Below are 16,467 nucleotides of genomic sequence, written 5' to 3'. Positions count from 1 at the left end.
ATTGTACGAGGCATAGCGAGAAGTAAATTTAGTTTGGCGATTAAATTTTACTTTCTCGCTATTTTTTTGAACAGTAAATGTCAACAGACCCTAATATTATCTATGTTCCGAAGATATCCGGTAGCACTAGTCTTTTTTAGCCATTTCCCAACAAATTTTGGGATGAAATGACTCTCTTGTAATTCTTTTGCCTCGTGGCAAAGCGAACATCTATTCTTCATTTTTAGTATATGTATTTTTTGAGAATTTGAACAATATCCACTAATTTTTATTATTAATCAATTAATCCCTCCCAACCTTCCTTTAGAAAAGGGAGGAGTTGTCACGTAATCCATTTGATACGCGAAAGTCCCTCTTTCTTAAAGAGGGATTTAGGGAGATTAAAAATCTAAAAACAAAAAAATCCCCTCAATCGAGGGGTTTTTTTATATCGAAACTAGAGAATTCTTAAACCACAGAATCATCCAAATTCGGCGCTAACCAACGTTTCGCTTCATCCAAGGTCCAGCCTTTACGCTTCGCATAATCTTCCAACTGGTCGCCAGAGATTTTACCCACGTTAAAATATTCAGTTTCAGGGTTTGCATAATAGAAACCACTGACTGATGAAGGTGGCCACATCGCAAAACTTGTTGTTAAGTACGTACCAATCTTGTCGGTTGTACCTAACCAGTCAAACAATGGCGCTTTTTCAGAATGCTCCGGACAAGCAGGGTAGCCCGGTGCAGGACGAATGCCGACATATTTCTCTTTGATCAAATCATCATTTGAAAGCTGTTCGTCTGCTTGGTAGCCCCAGAACTCTTTACGAATACGCTCATGTAAGTGCTCTGCAAATGCTTCTGCAAAACGGTCACCCAAGGCTTGAACCATAATCGCGTTATAGTCATCACCTTTGGCTTTGTATTCTTGCGAAAGTTCTTCGGCACCGAAGATCGACACGGTAAAGCCGCCCAAGTAATCCTGAGCGACATCTTTCGGTGCAACAAAGTCTGCCAGAGAGTAGTTCGCTTTACCCGTCACTTTGTCAGACTGCTGACGTAAGTGTTCGAAGCTGTGAGTTACATTGCCTGTTTCATCCACAACCGCAACTGTATCTGCGGCTACACGGTTTGCAGGATAAATGCTGAACGTCGCACGCGCATCGAAACGTTTATTCTCGATGATGTCTTTCAGCATTGCTTGCGCTTGTTCATACAAATCACGCGCTGCTTCACCCACCACTTCATCTTCAAGGATTTTCGGGAATTTACCCGCCAGGCTCCATGAAATAAAGAACGGCGTCCAGTCAAAATATTCCACCAGAGTTTCAAGCGGATAATTTGTGAAAGTTTCAGATCCGATGAAGTTTGGTTTAACCGGTGCATTCTTATCGAAGTCGATCTTAAAGCCGTTTTCAACTGACTCAGCATAAGACAATTTCGCCGCTTTCGGTTGCTTGTTGGCAAGACGGGTACGAATTTTTTCATAATCCGCTGCATAGTCAGCCAAAAGTTTTGGTTTCATCTCAGGAGAGAGCAACTGCGTTGCTACACCTACGGCACGCGAAGCATCCGCAGTATAAAGCACGCCATCATTATGATATTGCGGTGAGATTTTCACTGCGGTATGCGCTTTAGAAGTCGTCGCACCACCAATCATTAATGGAATGTTAAAGCCTTTACGTTGCATTTCTTTGGCAACAAACACCATTTCATCCAGAGACGGCGTGATCAAACCAGACAAACCGATGATATCGACTTTTTCATCAATCGCAGTTTGCAGAATCTTCTCGCATGGCACCATCACGCCCAGATCCACGATGTCATAACCATTACAGCCTAATACTACACCAACGATGTTCTTACCTATGTCGTGTACGTCACCTTTCACCGTAGCCAGCAGGATTTTACCTTTAGCTTCAGCTTGGGTTTTCTCGGCCTCAATGAACGGGTTCAACCACGCTACAGCCTGTTTCATCACGCGTGCTGATTTGACTACTTGTGGCAAGAACATTTTACCGGCACCAAACAGGTCGCCAACCACGTTCATACCTGCCATCAATGGGCCCTCGATCACATCCAGTGGACGTGTAGAGTTTAAACGCGCTTCTTCGGTATCCTGGTCGATATAGGTCGTGATGCCTTTTACCAATGCATATTCAAGACGTTTTTCAACAGACTCATTACGCCATTCAAGGTTTTCTTCGGCTTTTTGCGTACCACTTTGACCACGGTATTTTTCAGCAACAGCAAGCAGTTTTTCGGTTGCTTCCTGACCACTTTCACCCTGGTTCTGGTTTAAAACAACATCTTCAACGGCTTCTTTTAGCTCTTTATCGATATCATCGTAAATTGCCATCTGACCGGCATTCACAATACCCATGGTCATGCCTTGCTGAATGGCATGGTACAGGAACACCGAGTGAATCGCTTCACGCACCGGTTCGTTACCACGGAACGAGAACGATACGTTCGATACACCACCAGAAATCATCGCATTTGGCAGGTTCTGTTTAATCCAGCCAGTTGCTTCAATAAAGTCCACACCATAGTTGTTGTGTTCTTCAATACCGGTCGCAATCGCAAAGACGTTCGGGTCAAAGATAATATCTTCAGACGGGAAGCCCACTTCATTCACAAGAACATCATATGAACGTTTGCAGATTTCTTTTTTGCGCGCAGCTGTATCGGCCTGACCATCTTCATCAAATGCCATCACGATGACCGCAGCACCATATTGACGGCAGAGGCGGGCACGTTCGACAAACTCGTCATGACCTTCTTTCAGGGAAATCGAGTTCACCACGGCTTTACCTTGCACACATTTCAGGCCCGCTTCGATAATCTCCCATTTAGAAGAATCCAGCATGATTGGAACACGTGAAATATCCGGCTCAGAAGCAATCAGATTCAGGAAGTGCACCATCGCACCTTGTGAATCGAGCATGCCTTCATCCATGTTGATGTCGATGATCTGTGCACCGGCTTCAACCTGTTGACGGGCAACATCAAGCGCTTCGGCGAAGTTTTCTTCACGAATCAGACGCAGGAATTTTTTCGAACCGGTGACGTTGGTACGTTCACCAACGTTCACGAACAGTGAATCTTTGGTGATGTTAAATGGCTCTAAACCGCTTAAACGACACGCCGGTTCAATTTCAGGAATTGGACGTGGCGCAATGCCTGCAACAGCATTTGCAATCGCGCGGATATGATCCGGCGTAGTACCACAGCAACCACCGGTAATATTAATTAAGCCACTTTCAGCAAATTCTTTAATAAAGGCTGCAGTTTCTTCCGGCGTTTCATCATATCCGCCGAAGGCATTTGGCAAGCCTGCGTTAGGATGCGCTGAAACAAAGGTATCTGCAACGTCAGACACAGTTTTCACGTGTGGACGCATCGCATCTGCACCCAGCGCACAGTTAAAGCCGATAGATAATGGCTCTGCATGGCGCATCGAGTTCCAGAAGGCTTCAGCGGTTTGACCAGTCAATGTACGACCTGATGCATCAGTAATCGTACCTGAAATCATGATTGGCAGTTCATAGCCCAATTCTTTAAAGACTTCTTTCACTGCAAAGATGGCAGCTTTGGCATTCAAGGTATCGAACACAGTTTCGATTAGGATGATGTCTGCACCACCTTCGATCAATGCTTTGGTTGATTCGATATAGTCAACTTTGAGCGCATCAAAAGTGATGTTACGGAACGCCGGATCATTTACGTTTGGAGAAATAGAAGTGGTACGCGATGTCGGACCAATCACACCTGCCACAAAGCGTGGTTTTTCAGGCGTTGAATATTTGGCACAGGCTTCTTTGGCCAGACGCGCTGCTTCACGGTTAATCTCGGGAACCAGATCTTCCATGTGGTAATCCGACATTGAAACGCGGGTACCGTTAAAGGTGTTGGTTTCAATAATGTCGGCGCCAGCTTCCAAGTAAGCTTCATGAATGCTTTGAATGATGTGTGGCTGAGTCAGCACCAGCAAATCATTATTACCTTTGAGATCATAGGCCCAGTCAGCAAAACGCTCACCACGATAATCGGCTTCTTCCAGTTTATGGCGCTGGATCATGGTACCCATCGCACCATCGATAATTAAAATTCTTTTGGCAAGAAGTTCTTTTAAAGTGGTAAGTGTAGACATTCAAACTTTCTCAGCAGAAATCAAAAAAAACGACGCTAATCTTAGCAGATTAGTTGGCTGATTTCTGCTGAGATTGCTCAGAATGATGGATAAGCATGATATGAAAATTTGATAAGTCATCTAGAAAAACAACAAGTTTTAACATCCGGATCAGAAAATATTGCAATCTCTAATCTGATTCGATGTCTTTGAGACAGTAAACAAAATCAAAAAATTAAGCTGATGCTTTCATTCATGAAATTGTCATATTGATGGCTTATGCTGTGCAAATGAAACTTTTGCTCAGCTTGATGACAGGCAGGGCGCAAATCGTTTTGGTAGCAAAATATGTTGAGTTTTTAAGCTTGAAGAAGCTGGAATCTTATCTTAAGTAAATGATTTATAAAATCAAAATCTAGTGTTTTAGTCGGAATTACACAGGACGAATAGCAGCAAGAAAATCCAAATAATTGCTTCATATGACAGCAGTTTGTCATATAATTGTCACAATTTAACTGAACAATATGGGGATTCTTGAATCCTCTATTCCTGCTTGCATGAATCCTAATCAAACTCCCGTAGATTCAGCACACGGGTCGGCTTCCCAAAAGTCGACCAATGTTCATGTGCCAACACCGAAATTTTTTATGCCGGTGTTCCTGACTCTTATTATCACTACGCTGATTTATATCGGCTTCCAGTTGTCTGCAGATTTAGCGCATGTACCGGCCTTAGGCTTGTATTCAGTTATTTTGTTAGCGACGGCACTTTTTATTGCGTTGAGCTTTGAGTTCGTCAATGGCTTCCACGATACCGCCAATGCAGTTGCCACGGTCATTTATACCAACGCACTTTCTGCTCCCGTCGCAGTGATGTGGGCCGGCTTCTGTAACTTCCTTGGAGTTATGGTGGCCAGTGGTGCGGTCGCTTACGGCATTATTGCGTTATTGCCGGTCGAGCTGATCATGAATGTCGGCTCCGGAGCAGGCTTTGCCATGGTCTTTGCCATGCTGATCGCAGCAATTCTCTGGAATCTGGGAACCTGGTTTCTCGGTATTCCGGCATCCAGTTCACATACCCTGATCGGTTCGATTCTGGGTGTGGGCATCATGAACTATATTCTGAATGCCGGTACTGGCGCTTCAGGTATAGACATGGAGCAAGTCATGAAAGTCGGTAAGGCGCTATTATTCTCGCCTTTAATCGGTTTTGCATTTGCTGCAATTGTGTTCCTGCTGGTGAAAAAAATCTTCAAGCGTCAACTGGAATTGTTCCAGCCACCTGAAGGTAACAAGCCACCGCCACCATTGATTCGTGCCATGCTGATCTTTACCTGTACTGGGGTGAGTTTTGCCCATGGTTCAAATGACGGTCAAAAAGGTATGGGCCTGATCATGCTGATTCTGATCGGCTGTGTACCGTTGGCGTACTCGCTGAACAAGAATCTGGATGCACAACATATTCAATCTTTTGGTCAGTTATCTGCACAAACAGCGGATGTGATCTATCCAAATCATCAGGATATTCCGGATGAACAAGCTCGTGATGTGATCACCAAGTACATTCAGACCAAGGAAATTACCCCTGAAGTCGTGCCTGCATTGGCAAGCTTGACGGATCATCTGGGTGAGAAAGTCGGTAGCTATACCAGCATTAAGGATGTTCCTGAAGCTCAAGTGTCTGAATTCCGCAACGACATGTACCTGAGCACCACAGCATTTAAACGTCTGGATAAAGCCGAAGCTTTACCAACAATGAGTGCTGCACAAGAAAAAACAGTAGATGAATACCGCGATAATCTGGATTCATTCCTGCAATACATCCCGACTTGGGTAAAAGTAGCGACAGCCTTGGCGCTTGGTTTGGGTACGATGGTTGGCTGGAAGCGTATTGTCGTGACTGTCGGTGAGCGTATTGGTAAACAGCATATGACTTATGGTCAGGGTATGTCTGCCGAACTTGTTGCAATGTCGACTATTGCAGCAGCAGATGGTTTCGGTATGCCGGTATCAACCACCCATGTATTGAACTCTGCAGTAGCAGGTACCATGGTGGCAAACAAGTCAGGTTTGAACTTCCAGATGGTGAAAACCATTCTGTCTGCCTGGGTATTTACCTTGCCAGCAACGATCTGCCTGTCAGGCGGTTTGTATTGGATATTACTGAAAGTTTTCTAAGAATAATTGATGTAAAAAAACGCTGCTGAGGCAGCGTTTTTTTATGGGTGGAAGAAAAATTAAGGATGTAAAAGAGGAATCTAAATTACGATTAAGGCGACAGGGATGTCGCCGTTAGGCTATGATATAGGGATATATCATCAGCCTAACAAAAGATTTTTGTTACTTTTGATCTTTCAAAAGTAAAGAAGAAAAGAACGTAGAGAATACTTAAAGTCCATTCATAATAATTTAAATGATTGAAAGCTTGCTCGGGAGAGGGAACTTTCAATTACTTCTTAAACTTACCCAACAATCCCTTCGGCAACTTCTCCGTTGCAAAACCATACAGCGCAGCAAAAGGCAGTGCGGTACGCGCCAGATAAGCCACTCGCCACAAACCACCATGATTCGCACCATGCATCATTAACTCAAGCGGATGGTTAAGTTTTACTTCAGGATTGGCCACTGATTCTGGATTACGCAGATCATGAATCCATAGTGCCGCCATAATCGCATTGGTGGTTTCAGGCGCGAAAGCTTCAACATCAAACAGGCTGGCGCCATTGAACGCGGCTTTAAGCAGCGGATTCTTGGTCACAGAATAGGTGGTCGTCGAAGGGGCAATATTGATACTGACCCGCTGCCCTTGAGCGCGAGCCAAGGTGGCACGCCATTGCTGGATACGTTTTGCCAGCGCATAGTTCGGGCCTTGTTCAACCACCAGGCAGTCACAGATACCATAAGCCTGATCACCAGACTGAATCAGTTCATGCGCATTTTTCTGGAAAAAGTGTTTGCGGCTTAAAGTGGAAACACCTTTGGAGATGATTGCTTGTGTCTTGGAGCGTTCAGTATATTTTACTTTTGACGCTTCAATCACCTCACTTGGAACGGCATAAACATCGGTCGGTGTACACATGTACATCAGGCTGGTATTGGCTTTTTGCTGGCTGACATGCTGCATGATGGTATCCATCGCCATGGAAACACGGACATGCTTTTCACCATCAAGATAAGCAATTGCAGCCAGATCCAGATCCTGTTCGAACTGTAATAACCATTTAGCAATTTCAGGAATCTGGGTCAGCAAATTCGCGCCCAGTTTTTCTTTTAAAATATCAAGTGAAGTATCAGCAGACAGGTCTTCAGTACAAGGTGCATAAAGCGTGGCATTGCCTTGGCGAATGGTATCGACAATCTTGTCCCATACCCGGGTATTCGGCAGATCAATCGCTACAATATTGGCTTTCCATTTCGCCAGCCAGGTCAAAGGGCCTGCTTCAGATGCTGCACCAAACAGCACCGTGGTCCGGTCGGAAAGATCAAACCATTCAGGATGCACCACACATTCACGCAAGGCATTGGCATGACTGGTTTCTACAATGCCTTGGCTTTCCCAGCGCTCAATCTGCTCCAATAAGGCGTTACCTTGCAGTTTTTGACCGTGGTAGGGCACATACCATTCTGGTGTCGATTTGCTATTACCTGTCAGCTTGACGGTATGCAACTGACCTGCGGGCAGAGTTAAAGCATCTTGCAATACATACTTTTGACCATCACGGTAAAATTCAAAAGTCTGATGAGCCTTTGCCAATCCATCTTCGGCAATTTTCAAGCTGGCTTCAGGAGAACCCAATCCCTGTTCGACCAGTTGCTTAAAATGCACGGTATACTGTTTGCGCCAGTTTTTTTCTGATTGTGCCTGTTGAGAACTGCGTGAATCGACATTCGCTAAGGCGGCTGCGATGATCGCGCGTCCTGCTTTGGAGCTACTCGGTTTTTGTTGCGGAGACTGAAGAGGAAATTGAAGACCGTCTGGTGTAATGGACATGCAAAATATCTCGTAATTGACAGTAATTAATATACAGATGTATACATTATCGCTGCAAAATTCACTCCAAGATTGGCATTAAGTGACATCATCACTTTCTAATATATTACGAGATGTTTCAAACAAATAAGAGAGCAGTAGCTCTCTTATCCATTTTTCAGCAGAAATATGAGGCTTAATTTATATATAGTTCATTCCCTTAGCATTAAATCATCCTGATTAAAACGGAACCTGCATCAGTTTATTCAGGAAATGCGGAATCAGGCGTGGCTCCAGAATAATCGTCATGACCACCCCGTAAGCCGCTCCCCATAAATGCGCGCTGTGATTAATGTTGCTATTGCCTTTTTTGCCTGACCAGATGCTATAAGCTACATACAGCACAGCAAAAATAATGGCAGGAACCGGAATGAAGAACACAAAGATCAACTTCCAAGGTTCAAACAGAATATAGGCAAAAAGTACAGCCGAGACTGCACCGGAAGCGCCGAGACTGGCCCAGCGCGCATCATTTTTATGCTTCAGGTAACTTGGCAGAATCGCTGCGATCAGACCACCGAGGTAAAACAGGATAAAACCCAGGTCATACAGATATTGACGATAAAAGCTTTCAATCACGCTGCCGAAGAAGAACAGGGTAATCATGTTAAACAAGAGATGAGCTCCATCCGCATGGATAAAGCCATGCGTAATAAAGCGGTCATATTGTCCACGTTGCAGTGCCGGTGGCCAGAAAATCAGGCGATTCATCACCGTCTCTTTGGAGAAAGCAATAAATGACACAATACAGGTGATCAGAATAATGGTCACGGTATGATTAAAAGGTAAATCAAGCATATAAATGATTCTAAGGGTGCCTATTTGCCAATTATCATGCCATTAAAATTAAGCTAAAGTTGTACTTTTATAATAAATCCGACAATTTTAGTTGATTTTTAAAAATTACCCCGCATCTTCAGTTAAAATGGCCGCTTGAGCTTGAGGAAATTATTGTTATGTCGACTGAGAACAGCAGCACTCCAGTTGTTGGTGAAATTCCCAACTTATTGATTACACCAACAGCACAAGAGTATTTAAAGGATCTACTGGATAAACAGAACACCCCGGGTATTGGTGTGCGTGTTTTTGTAGAGCATCCGGGTACTCCTCGCGCTGAATGTTGCATGGCCTATAGTGCACCTGATGAAGTTGTACCGACAGATTATAAGCAGGAATATCCTGATTTCCCTGCTTTTATCGACTCGCCATCTATTCCGTATTTACTCGATGCCGTGATTGACTACAACAAAGACCGTTTTGGTGGTCAGTTGACATTCCGTGCACCGAATTCCAAAGTACCACGTGTAGGTCCAGATGCATCGGTAGAAGAGCGTATTACCTATGTCTTGCAGTCTGAAATTAACCCGGGTCTGGCAGGCCATGGCGGTAACTGTGCACTGGTTGAAGTCAAAGAAGACCCTGAAAAAGGTTTAACTGCTGTACTTAAATTTGGTGGTGGTTGCCAAGGCTGTTCAGCGATTGATATCACTTTGAAACAAGGTGTTGAAACCACATTAAAACAACATGTACCAGAGTTAATGCATGTCGTTGATGAAACGGATCATAGTCAGTCTGAAGGTGCGTATATGAAATAAGCTGTTCCATATAACAGTTTATTTATCGCATTTTAAAAAACCTCGACAGTTCGAGGTTTTTTTATATCTGGCTTAAAATATAGTGAATATTAATGATAATAATTATCAATAGCAATTGTATTTAAGTGGAAAGCTGTTACACTTCGCAACCGAATAAACATGATCTCTTCATAAATATTGGGGCGCACAAGGTATGAATAAGCCATTCTTAAAAAAGACTTTAGCATTTGCTGTATTCACAGCAATGACTGTTTCAGTGCAAGCGCAAGACCAAGTTACTGAAGAAAAAAAAGGCGTAGTGCAGTCTGAGACGACCAAGTTACAAACGATTGTGGTGACTGCGAGTGGGCAGGCAGTGGATGTTAAATCTGCGCCAGCTTCAATTAGTGTCATTACTGCCGAAGAAATTCAAAAACAACCTGTTTCAAGCCTGGCAGATATTTTAAAACGTGTACCTGGTGTAACAGGGGGGCTGAGTTCAAATGGTACTGGCTCAAAAATTCAATTACGTGGCATGCCTGAAAATTACACACTTATCTTAATTGATGGAAAACGTGTAGGTTCATCCAGAGATACCAACTATCGTGCAAACTTGGGTCATCAAGATCTAAACTGGGTTAGACCAGAAATGATTGAACGCATTGAGGTCGTACGTGGGCCAATGTCTTCTTTATATGGTTCTGATGCGATGGGTGGAGTGATCAATATCATTACCAAAAAAATCCCTTCAGAATGGGGAGGGTCTTTTACCTTAAACCATATCGTGCCGACTACATCTTCTGATTTGGGCCGAACGATCCAATCAGGACTCGTCGGATATGGCCCTTTAACCGATACGCTCGGCATGCGTGCCACAGTCGGGATCACTGAACAGGAAGCGGATCAAGGCTATCAAATTTCTGATCGTAATATTCCTGGAATGGCGGGAAGTAAGGCAACAGGACAATCGGGTAGCCGTGATCAAAATGCGAATTTAAAATTTGATTATACGCCGAATGATATTCATAGCCTGTCTTTAGAACTGGGCTATGGGTTGCAGCAAGACAACCCGTCTACCACATCACAGGTGGTGGATGGCCAAGAACAGGCCGTATTATCCTGGGGTCCGTCAGAGTTAGAACATCGTTCAATTTCTTTGTCACATGATGCCAAGTGGGCTTTTGGTGATTCAAAAATTACTGCTTACTATAATGATTATGATCAAAGTCAGATAACAGAGACGGGGCCGACCACACAAAAATCCAAGGAAAGCATTGTAGAGGGTAATCTCAATATTCCGTTTCAGTTAGGTGTTGAGCATATCGCTACAGTGGGAGGCCAATGGAAATCAGAAGAGTTGATCAATACACGTAATATTGGGCTTTCTATTCCAAGTTATGACGGAAATGAATATGGTTCAGAGCTAGAAGGAGATACTTGGGCGCTGTTTATTGAAGATAAAATTATTTTTAATGATCAAGTGCATTTAACACTGGGGAACCGTTTCGATCATCACGATAAATTTGGCACACATAATAGTCCCCGTGCTTATCTGGTGCTGCAGCCAAATGAAGTATTGACCGTCAAAGGCGGTGTTGCTCAGGGCTTTAGAGCACCTTCATTAAAAGAGAATACTGCAGGTGCCGCGACTCGTTCAGGGGGGAATGGATGTACATCACTTAAGCCTTTGGGCTATGTATCGGGCGGATGTTATATGGCTGGTAATGCAGACTTGCAGCCTGAAGAAAGTACTAATTATGAAATTGGATTTAATTTTGCTCAAAATGACTTTGATCTCGGTTTAACCTATTTCCACACAGATTTTAAAAATAAAATCGAATATCGTGCTTTAGGAGAAATTAATGGTGTGTGGTGGACACAATATCAAAATGCTGAAAAAGCGCGTGTACGAGGCTTGGAAGCAAGTGTGGTCTTACCACTTTTAGATAGTTTGAGCTGGGAAACTAATGCAACTTATTATTTTGAGTCAAAAAATTTAGTAACAGGCAAAAATCTCTCAACGATTCCAGAGTTGTCAGTTTATAGTGCACTCAACTGGACACCCACTGATCCATTGTCCTTGGAACTTGCAGCGCAATATACTGGTGAGCAATATACGGCAAGTGCTGAAGATACAGTGGTGATGCAAAAGCCACATACCGTATTTAATCTGTCTGCAAATTATGAGGTGAATGACCAAGTCACTGTTCGGGCCGGGTTAAATAATTTATTTGATAAAAAACTGTCAAATGCTTCAAATGATTATTATCTGGATCGTCAGCAAGTATTTGCCGGATTAACCTATAATTTCTAATCTAAGCAGACAAAAAAAGCCGCTTTATAGCGGCTTTTTTATTTAAATCTTAAGAATTTTCAAAGTATCTTCATGATAATAAAATTGTTCCAGATATTTGCGTGCACGCTCACGTAAATGGCCTTGAGAAACCATCTGCTGGATTACCGGACTGAGCAGTTGCTGCAATTCATTCTGAATTAGCGCTTCATCAATATTCAGATCACGTAATAACTGATCAAAAGTATGTTCCTGATTGCGGACATACCAGGTATGAATTCCGTCATGCACTTGCTGCTGCAGATAGTCCGTCTGGCGTATGTGATCCCAGATGTCATGACCTAAGCCGACCGTCTGATTCAGGTCCTGCAGCTCAATATAATTCTTCAAGACCGATACTGGCATGTCCTTGATTTTATGCCAGAGATTGGCCTGAAAATGATAGAGTTTCTCGTCGTCAAAATGCTGGTTCAGTACATGCTCACTCATCTGGCTGAGCTTCAGAATGTTCTTTTGCAGATAACGTGCAATGGTGCTATCGAGGTTGGTATCGGTGACATTTTCCAGAACGGATTTGCCCATTTTCATAAAGCGGGAAACCCCGGGCACGCTTTTGGCAATCATGGAGTTATCCATATAATCCTGAATGGAATGCTGGATCAATTGGGTAATCATGGCTGAAAATGCCGGATTATTCACGACGGTTTTAATCAGACGCTGACGATGGCCACTTTTGCTGGCCACATACTGGGCGATTTTATCGACGGTCAGGACTGGAATCAGATCGGCAATCGTGGTGGTATCATTGGCCGGATGCACCAATGCAAAACGGATATGCTCGGCAATCTGTTCAATCAGAAAGCTGCTGGCTACAGTACCCAGAATCTGTTTTTGTAAAAGCTGATTGATCAGTTCACAGCTCCACAGCTCTTTTAGCGTCTGTTTACGCAGCCACAAATAAAATGCATGAAACTCGCTTTGAATCGTTTCAGATTGAGAAAATGCCTGATCGAGAAAATCAAGTTGAGCATCGATCAACTGCTCAATCATCGGGTGTTTCTGCATAGCATCTCTGAAACTTAATTTAAAGGAATGAGTTTATCAGCAAGCGGGTTTTTTAGGGTCTGCGTCTTGGCCAGAAAAGGCAAATAATGTTGTGCGACCTGTTTTTCTGCTTCAAGAATCGGCATATGCCCGACATTATTTAAAATCACTGGCTTCTCGGCACGTTTCAGCAGGGCATGTAGTTCTTTGACTACTTCGACATTAATGATTCGATCCTGTCTGCCCCATAAAATCAAGGTGGGTGCTTCTACCGTGCGGGTCAGGCGGGCAAAGGTTTCCGGTGTATAAATCCGGTTCAGCATCACCACCTGATCAATCGATTTGCTGGTTTGTTCAGCGCGTGAAATCAGCAGTTTTTCCTGTGCATGTCGTAACTGATAAGGAATCACCGGCGGGTTCTGCATCAGCTGTTTGGAAACATCTTGCAGATCACCGGGCTTGCTGACGATCAGGTCTTTCAAGGCTTGAGGATCTTTGGTATAGGGCGTATTGCCCATTTTATACAGGCCAGCACTATTAATTAAAAACAGGCTTTGTGTATCGAAAGGGTATTGCGAGGCATAAACCGTGGCAATCGAGCCGCCTAAGGAATGTCCGGCAATATGTAAATTCTCGTCCACATTTAAGGTTTCAATAAATAGACGTAGCTGGGAAGTCACATTGGGTACAGAAACATCAAAATTGTCCGGAACTTTGGTGTCGCCGTTGCTCGGCAAATCTGGAATAATGACATGATAATAGGGCGTCAGAAACTGGGCAACCCGGTTCCAGTTGTCGCGCGTGCCGGCCAGACCATGAATCAGTAGAATGGATGGTTTGTTCTTAGCGCCGCCTTCGCTATAGCTCCAGGTGACCTCGCCAATTTTGAGGGTCTTGGATTTGAGACCGGCAAGGCTGCGTTCCTGCAACAGATGCTGCTGCAAGACTTTGGCAGATGTTTCATTTTTCTGGCTAAACAGTATTTGAGCATGTGTCAGGCCCGGTAATGCCATGCTTAAGGCAACCACGGCTGAACAAATCATTTTCGAGCGCAATTTTATTATTTTCTTCATTGGCGATTCCCCAAAACAAACCCAGTGAGCAAATTGCTCAATTAAAATATTTCCATGTTATAAATTTGCAATTTTCATTCAAATAAAAACATTATTCTTCACCCTATTTTAAATCAATCCTTGCGCTTGTCATCCATTAGTTTTTTGTTGAATTACATTAAATGACTGGAAAATGTGATGTATTGCGCATAAATTCCCTGCAGAAATGAAATTAGATAAATGCTAAAAATTTAATCAGCTAAGATTTTTTGCAAGTGACATTCAAAAAAACTGGCAGTAAGATATTCCCACTAAAAACATCGGTGATAGAAAAGAATGCTCACAGCTCAAGAAGCTTTAGAACGTCTTAGACAGGGTAACCAACGTTTTGTCAGTGGCGATACCACGCATCCAAAACAACTTAGCCACCAACAGCGCGCAGAAATGGCAGAGGATCAGAATCCGTTTGCGATTGTTTTGGGATGTTCAGATTCGCGCGTTCCAGCCGAAATGGTTTTTGATCAGGGTCTCGGCGATCTTTTTGTGATTCGTGTTGCAGGTAATATTGTTGCACCTTCACAGGTCGGCAGTGTTGAGTTTGCCGCGGCACGTTATGATTGCGCGATTGTGGTGGTGTTAGGTCACAGTCACTGTGGTGCGATTAAAGCCACTATTGATACCTTGATGTGTCCGGATTGCCCGCCATCGGCAAACCTGATGTCGATTGTGAACCGCGTACGTCCTTCAGTTGAAACCTTAATGCAAACTGAACTGAAAAACGACTTGGCAAAATTATCCAAGCATGCGGTACGTTCCAATGTATTTGCTTCGGTGAATCAGTTGCGTCATGGTTCAGCCGTTCTGGAAAACCTGATTGGACAAGGAAAATTAAAAGTCGTCGGTGCTGAATATTCACTGGAAACTGGTGAAGTGACATTCTTCGATTTCTAATCACGATTCATCTAAATACATTCTAAAATAAGTTAAAGGCGCTTTATAAAGCGCCTTTAATATATGGATAAGCATTATTTAACAGGATCGTCTGTGCTTTAGCATTTGGATGAATCAGATCCTTTTGCATTAGGGTTTTGTTGCCGGCTACACCTTGCATAAAGAAGGGCAATAACTTCACCTTATATTGCTGACTGACCACTTTATAATTATTTTCAAAAGCTTTGCTATAGGCCTGACCGTAGTTAGGCGGCATTTTCATACCAAATACAATAACCTTGGCTTTGGCTTTCTGGCTCTGCTGAATCAGGCTGGCTAAATTTTTTTGAATCATTTTCGGTGGTTGTCCACGCAAGCCATCATTGCCACCTAACTCAATCACCACAAGGTCTGGACGATGTGTTTGTAGCAATTTTGGTAGTCTGGCCAGCGCTCCGCTGGTGGTTTCGCCACTGACACTTGCATTGACCACTTTATGCTGTTTCGGATACTGTTGCTCTAAACGCTTTTGTAATAAATGTACCCAACCCTGCTGGGGCTGGATACCATAACCTGCACTTAAACTATCACCTAAAATCATAATCGTCTTTGCTGAAACCCCAAGAGGTAACAGGCACAGACTGAGCAAAAAAAAGTAAGGCAATAGCCGAGTTTTCTGATTAAGATCTTTCATATAGGACACGTATGATTCAAAGCAGCAACGATTCGACCATCATGCCACAGGCTATTATTTCTGCCCAGAAATTGACACAAAAGATACAACTTTCACAAAAACAGCTCACCATTTTTGAGGATCTTGATCTGGATATTCAGGCCGGAGAACAAGTGGCAATTACCGGTCGTTCCGGTTCCGGAAAATCCACATTACTGGGTATTCTGGCGACACTGGATCAGGCAAGTTCAGGTCAGCTTATGGTCTGTGGCGAATCAGTGTCTAACTTGAATGAAGAACAACGTGCACTGGTACGTTTAAGAAATATCGGGTTTGTCTTTCAGTCTTTTCAGCTCTTACCGCACCTGACTGCACTTGAAAATGTAATGCTGCCATTACGTTTGCAACCTGGTTTTAAATATGCAGAAGCTGAGCAAAAGGCGTTGGCATTACTACATAAAGTTGGTCTGGATCGACAGACGCAGCAAACCCCAAAAGTATTGTCCGGGGGAGAGCAGCAACGTGTAGCCATCGCTCGTGCACTGGTTAGTGAACCAAAAATCATTTTTGCCGATGAACCCACGGGTAACCTCGACGGCGAAACTGCCAAAGAAATTGAACAACTACTCTTTCAACTGAATCGGGAACTGGGGACGACTTTGGTGCTGGTCACGCATGACCGCAAACTGGCGCAGCAGTGCCAGCGGCATTTTGAATTGCTGAATGGCGAGCTGATTGAACATCCGAGTGGGGGATGAA

At 43.6% G+C, this 16,467-nt stretch carries 11 protein-coding genes; 5 read left to right on the top strand and 6 right to left on the bottom strand.

What is annotated here, in order from left to right:
* Positions 1-447: 447 nt before the first annotated feature.
* A complete protein-coding gene (gene metH / locus ACIG3F_RS10670; RefSeq protein WP_396470021.1) occupies positions 448-4,134 on the bottom strand; it encodes a methionine synthase in 3,687 nt (1,228 codons plus the stop codon).
* 536 nt (positions 4,135-4,670) lie between these two features.
* Between metH and ACIG3F_RS10665 the strand changes: the two genes are divergently transcribed.
* The gene (locus ACIG3F_RS10665) at positions 4,671-6,290 is read left to right on the top strand and encodes an inorganic phosphate transporter (RefSeq protein WP_396470020.1); all 1,620 of its coding nucleotides are present in this window, start codon (positions 4,671-4,673) and stop codon (positions 6,288-6,290) included.
* A 271-nt stretch (positions 6,291-6,561) separates the two neighbouring features.
* Here the strand turns inward: ACIG3F_RS10665 and ACIG3F_RS10660 are convergent, their stop codons facing one another.
* A complete protein-coding gene (locus ACIG3F_RS10660) occupies positions 6,562-8,103 on the bottom strand; it encodes a hypothetical protein (protein ID WP_396470019.1) in 1,542 nt (513 codons plus the stop codon).
* Between the two features lie 219 nt (positions 8,104-8,322).
* Positions 8,323-8,940, bottom strand: a complete 618-nt coding sequence (locus ACIG3F_RS10655) for a rhomboid family intramembrane serine protease (RefSeq protein WP_004646259.1) — start codon at positions 8,938-8,940, stop codon at positions 8,323-8,325.
* A 158-nt stretch (positions 8,941-9,098) separates the two neighbouring features.
* On the opposite strand from ACIG3F_RS10655, the gene nfuA reads away from it, so the two are divergent.
* Both nfuA and ACIG3F_RS10645 read left to right on the top strand, forming a co-directional pair.
* Complete coding sequence (gene nfuA, locus ACIG3F_RS10650) at positions 9,099-9,737, top strand: Fe-S biogenesis protein NfuA (RefSeq protein WP_004279400.1); 639 nt, start codon at positions 9,099-9,101, stop codon at positions 9,735-9,737.
* 193 nt (positions 9,738-9,930) lie between these two features.
* The gene (locus ACIG3F_RS10645) at positions 9,931-12,030 is read left to right on the top strand and encodes a TonB-dependent receptor domain-containing protein (protein WP_396470018.1); all 2,100 of its coding nucleotides are present in this window, start codon (positions 9,931-9,933) and stop codon (positions 12,028-12,030) included.
* Positions 12,031-12,072: 42 nt separating this feature from the next.
* On the opposite strand, the gene ACIG3F_RS10640 is transcribed toward ACIG3F_RS10645, so the two are convergent.
* Positions 12,073-13,074 (bottom strand): hypothetical protein, encoded by a 1,002-nt coding sequence (locus ACIG3F_RS10640; protein ID WP_191111967.1) that lies wholly within the window; start codon positions 13,072-13,074, stop codon positions 12,073-12,075.
* A gap of 14 nt (positions 13,075-13,088) precedes the next feature.
* Positions 13,089-14,126: an alpha/beta fold hydrolase gene (locus ACIG3F_RS10635; RefSeq protein WP_005246980.1), complete on the bottom strand. Its 1,038-nt coding sequence runs from the start codon at positions 14,124-14,126 to the stop codon at positions 13,089-13,091.
* A gap of 315 nt (positions 14,127-14,441) precedes the next feature.
* Here ACIG3F_RS10635 and ACIG3F_RS10630 point away from each other — a divergent pair, with 315 nt between their 5' ends.
* Entirely contained in the window at positions 14,442-15,056 is a 615-nt protein-coding gene (locus ACIG3F_RS10630; protein WP_004646264.1) for a carbonic anhydrase, read from the top strand.
* A 43-nt stretch (positions 15,057-15,099) separates the two neighbouring features.
* Here ACIG3F_RS10630 and ACIG3F_RS10625 read toward each other — a convergent pair whose 3' ends face one another.
* A complete protein-coding gene (locus ACIG3F_RS10625; protein ID WP_253098953.1) occupies positions 15,100-15,729 on the bottom strand; it encodes an arylesterase in 630 nt (209 codons plus the stop codon).
* A gap of 11 nt (positions 15,730-15,740) precedes the next feature.
* Between ACIG3F_RS10625 and ACIG3F_RS10620 the strand changes: the two genes are divergently transcribed.
* Complete coding sequence (locus ACIG3F_RS10620) at positions 15,741-16,466, top strand: ABC transporter ATP-binding protein (RefSeq protein ID WP_191111963.1); 726 nt, start codon at positions 15,741-15,743, stop codon at positions 16,464-16,466.
* Position 16,467 lies beyond the last annotated feature (1 nt).

Origin of the sequence: Acinetobacter sp. NPDC052428, from assembly GCF_044547685.1 — a bacterium.
Taxonomy (GTDB): domain Bacteria; phylum Pseudomonadota; class Gammaproteobacteria; order Pseudomonadales; family Moraxellaceae; genus Acinetobacter; species Acinetobacter lwoffii_G.
Note: the sequence above shows the minus strand (reverse complement) of the source record. Positions and strands in the feature narration are given on the sequence as shown.